Raw genomic sequence first — 3892 nt, forward strand, 5'->3', positions numbered from 1 at the left:
CGGGCACAAGTGCCGGGGCTGCCGTTATGAGCAAGTATATGATTACGGGTGAGCAATTGCTGGGCGATACCACTTATCATGCAACATTTGATAAATTATGGAATGGAAATGTAGAATTTGAAGAAGGGATGGGTCTGGTTGAATCAGTGATCATTGACCAGCATTTTATGAAACGGAGCCGCTACAACAGATTGTTGTCGGCCTTAAACGCGCATCCTGATTTTGATTGCATTGGAATAGATGAAGATACCGCAATCATCATTCACGGGAAAACAGTTAAAGTTGCCGGAACCAGCCAGGTCTTAAGGATAGCAGATCCGGTTAACTTAAAGACAGACAAAAGTCACCTGATCAAAATGGACGGTCTCAAATTTTCCATTTATACTCCTGGAGATCAGTTTAAACTCAAATAAAATTAAGACAGCTGGTTACAACAGGTGTGCAAACAGCGTGTTGTGCCAGCTTTTTTCAAAAGGAATCTCCCATTTGGTTTCAAATTCTTCCAGGGTTTGCACCAGATTGTTGAAAACAATGGTTTTGGGCCCGATCTTTTTAATGTTGACCAGTGTTTCGAAATCTTCTTTATTGTTGACGGCTACTTTTCCGTCAATTTTGAAAGCCATATTGAACCGGTTGAACAGATCAACTTTATAGGTTTGCTCGATGTCTTTCAACAGGCGTACAGATGCATCGATAGAACATCCGGTAACTCCTGCTGCGGCTTCATCTACAGTAATGACGATGAAAAAGTTGTAAATGACCTCTGCTTTAGCTTTTAGCTGATGGCCATGTGCCTTCCATTGCTCAGTAAAGGCATTCAGTTGTTGTTGAATTGCAGCAGCCTCTGTGTTGCTGAATTCACGGTCGCTTTGGTAAACCCAAACTTTAGATTGTGGAGAAAAACTCATATTACAAATTTAACATTTTATTTAAATTAGGATAAGTAAATGCCTGACACAATGAAAAAGTTTACAATAAACTTAAAATCAGTGGTATTAGCTTGTTCAGGGCTGGTTTTTTGTGCCTTTTGTGCATCAAACCTGATCGAGGAAGAGGCGCTCTATGTTCAGAAAAAATTAACAGATCATTATGACATTAGCCATCAGGGGGTAGATGTTAAGCAATATGAGCTCTATGTTACCAACAATGGGTTTTGCCGGTACAAGCGGCATTTCAGTAATGGAAAAATAGAATATTTCTCTTTCAACTTTAGTAAATTTAAAGACCTGGATTATTACGGCACTGTAAAAAACGGGCGTTTATTTATGCGGACCAGTGGAGAAGATGTTATTGTGCAAACCTATAACGATAAGAAAGGAGATATCGACAGTATGGCCTCTTTTCTCTCTATCCCGCTGAAGGATATGGAACCCGAAGATCTTGCAGAAGTGTTGGTACGCTTTCACCGGATGAATGTCCAGCTGGCTGCCCGATAGTGAAAACAGGACTCTCTTCATATCGGGATGCGACTACCACATGCGTACCCTCAGCGTGGGTGTTAAAGAGCTCCTGGACCAGCTCCGGGGCATTGTTGTCTCGGGAAAGATGCGCCAGTAGTAAATGAGTCATATAGGCGGGCTTATGTTCAAGGAAAAGTGCCAGTGCCTGTTTATTGGATAAGTGACCCTGTCCTCCACTGATGCGTCTTTTTAAATAGTAGGGATAACTTCCCTGGTGAAGCATGTCTTCATCGTAGTTGGCCTCCAGAAAGGCTGCATGACATTGTTTAAAATGGTGTATCAGTTGCTGACAAACAACGCCAAGATCGGTAAATACCCCAACTCTGGTCTCCCCGCAAGCCACCACAAAGCTATGTGGTTCTGCGGCATCGTGAACTTTTGGAAAAGAACTGATGCTCAGGTTGCCAATATGAATAATTTGTTCGCCACTGAGCGGCCTGATCAGGTCATCTTTTAGTTTTACTTTACAATTTAATAAGGTTCCTGCAGTAATGTATACCGGAAGCTGGTATTTTTTCGCCAGAACAGTCAGTCCTCTAATGTGATCGGAGTGTTCATGGGAGATGAAAATGGCCTTAATGCTATGCATGGATAATCCCAACCGGGTCATCCGGATCTCTGTTTCCTTGCATGAAATGCCGGCATCGATTAAAACGGCTTCTTCATGGTTACCCACATAGTAGCAGTTTCCGTTGCTTCCGGAATTCAGCGAAGTAATAAAGAGCGTATTACAATCCATTTGCCCTGGCTGTTATTTCTGCAATGTCCAGGACCTTTACATGTTCTGACTGGTCCTTCAATTTCACCCCATCACTCAGCATGGTCATACAGAAAGGGCAGGATGCAGCGACGATTTGCGGATTGGTTTCCAATGCTTCCTCAATGCGTTCGATATTGATGTCCTTATTGCCTTTTTCGGGTTCCTTAAACATCTGGGCACCACCTGCACCGCAACAAAGGCCATTAGATTTACAGCGTTTCATTTCGACAAGCTGTGCGTCCAAAACCTCCAGGGCTTTACGGGGTGCTTCATATACATCATTTCCGCGGCCCAGGTAACAAGGGTCATGATAAGTGATCTTCTTGCCTTTGAAACTTTCACCACCTTCGGCTTTTAGTTTTCCTTCGTCAATCAATTGCTGGATCAGCTGGGTATGATGGATAACTTCATAACTGCCACCCAGTCCGGGATATTCATTTTTTATGGTGTTAAAGCAATGCGGACAGCCGGTTACAATTTTTTTGATGTTGTAGCCATTCAATACCTCAATATTGGTCATCGCCTGCATCTGGAACAGGAATTCATTACCTGCGCGTTTTGCGGGGTCTCCAGTGCAGCTTTCTTCCGTACCTAATACGGCATATTTTAAACCAACATGATGCAGGATTTTGCAGATGTCGCGGGTAGTTTTCTGTGCGCGTTCATCATAACTGCCGGCACAGCCTACCCAAAATAAAATCTCTGGTTCTTCGCCTCTGGCTATCAGTTCTGCCATTGTTGGCACTTCAAAATTTAATTGCTCGCTCATCTTCAGCTCTTTTTAGTTTTCTTTAGCCCAGTTTAAACGGTCTGCAGGAGAATATTTCCAGGGCGCACCGTTATTTTCAATATTACCCATCATTGTATTTAAGCTTGCAGGAGACTGTGATTCTTCCATGACCGCATATCTTCTCAGTTCGGTAATAATGGCCAGTGGATCGATATTGATCGGGCAGGCATTGGTACAGGCATTACAACTGGTACAGGCCCAGATTTCTTCCCGGCTAATATAAGTATCTATTAAAGATTTACCATCATCAAATCCATTTCCAGACTTATCTATGTTTTTTCCAACTTCAGTTAACCTGTCGCGGGTATCCATCATGATCTTTCTTGGTGAAAGTAATTTACCGGTCATGTTGGCCGGGCATACCGAGGTACAGCGGCCGCATTCAGTGCAGGTATAGGCATTCATCAGATTAACCCAGCTCAGGTCATTTACATCCTTAGCTCCAAAACGGCCAGGTTCTGCAGGTTCCGGTGTAAAAGAAGGATCCAGCATGGCTTTCACCTCATTGGTTACGCTTTGCATATTGCTGAATTCACCTTTTGGCTCCAGATTGGAGAAATACGTATTTGGAAAGGCAAAAAGAATATGGAAATGTTTTGAATAGGGTAAGTAATTCAGGAAGGCCAGAATACCGATAATATGGAACCACCAGCAGCCACGCTCAATAGCCACCAGGGAAGAAGTGCTATCCGGCAATAAGTTTTGAAGGAACTGGCTCACGGGAAAAGCACCTGCAGTCACATAATGTCCATAGCCTAAAGCCTGTAATTTCGCGTCGGCAGCATTCATAGTCAAAAAAGCAGTCATCAACAGGATTTCTGTGATCAGGATATAATTTGCATCTGATTTAGGCCAGCTGGTCATCTCTACACCACTGAATCT

Annotated in this window: 6 protein-coding genes; 2 read left to right on the forward strand and 4 right to left on the reverse strand. The window is 43.2% G+C overall.

Annotated features, from left to right (window positions below; translation table 11 throughout):
* On the forward strand, positions 1-413 hold a 413-nt coding region (locus tag VNZ46_RS06305), incomplete at its 5' end, for a cyanophycinase (protein WP_325559249.1).
* 15 nt (positions 414-428) lie between these two features.
* Here VNZ46_RS06305 and VNZ46_RS06310 read toward each other — a convergent pair.
* Entirely contained in the window at positions 429-908 is a 480-nt protein-coding gene (locus VNZ46_RS06310; protein ID WP_325559250.1) for an ABC transporter ATPase, read from the reverse strand.
* A gap of 51 nt (positions 909-959) precedes the next feature.
* Between VNZ46_RS06310 and VNZ46_RS06315 the strand changes: the two genes are divergently transcribed.
* Positions 960-1436 (forward strand): hypothetical protein, encoded by a 477-nt coding sequence (locus VNZ46_RS06315; RefSeq protein WP_325559251.1) that lies wholly within the window; start codon positions 960-962, stop codon positions 1434-1436.
* Here the strand turns inward: VNZ46_RS06315 and VNZ46_RS06320 are convergent.
* The 3 genes from VNZ46_RS06320 to VNZ46_RS06330 all read right to left on the reverse strand — a co-directional run.
* Positions 1348-2199 carry an MBL fold metallo-hydrolase gene (locus VNZ46_RS06320; RefSeq protein WP_325559252.1) on the reverse strand — a complete coding sequence of 284 codons (852 nt, stop codon included), beginning with the start codon at positions 2197-2199 and terminating at the stop codon, positions 1348-1350. The genes VNZ46_RS06315 and VNZ46_RS06320 overlap by 89 nt on opposite strands.
* A complete protein-coding gene (locus tag VNZ46_RS06325) occupies positions 2189-2989 on the reverse strand; it encodes a (Fe-S)-binding protein (protein WP_133778856.1) in 801 nt (266 codons plus the stop codon). Before VNZ46_RS06325 ends, VNZ46_RS06320 begins: the two co-directional genes overlap by 11 nt.
* Positions 2990-3001: 12 nt before the next feature.
* On the reverse strand, positions 3002-3892 hold an 891-nt coding region (locus tag VNZ46_RS06330), incomplete at its 5' end, for a 4Fe-4S dicluster domain-containing protein (protein ID WP_325559253.1).

The organism is Pedobacter sp. (assembly GCF_035566355.1).
Classification (GTDB): domain Bacteria; phylum Bacteroidota; class Bacteroidia; order Sphingobacteriales; family Sphingobacteriaceae; genus Pedobacter.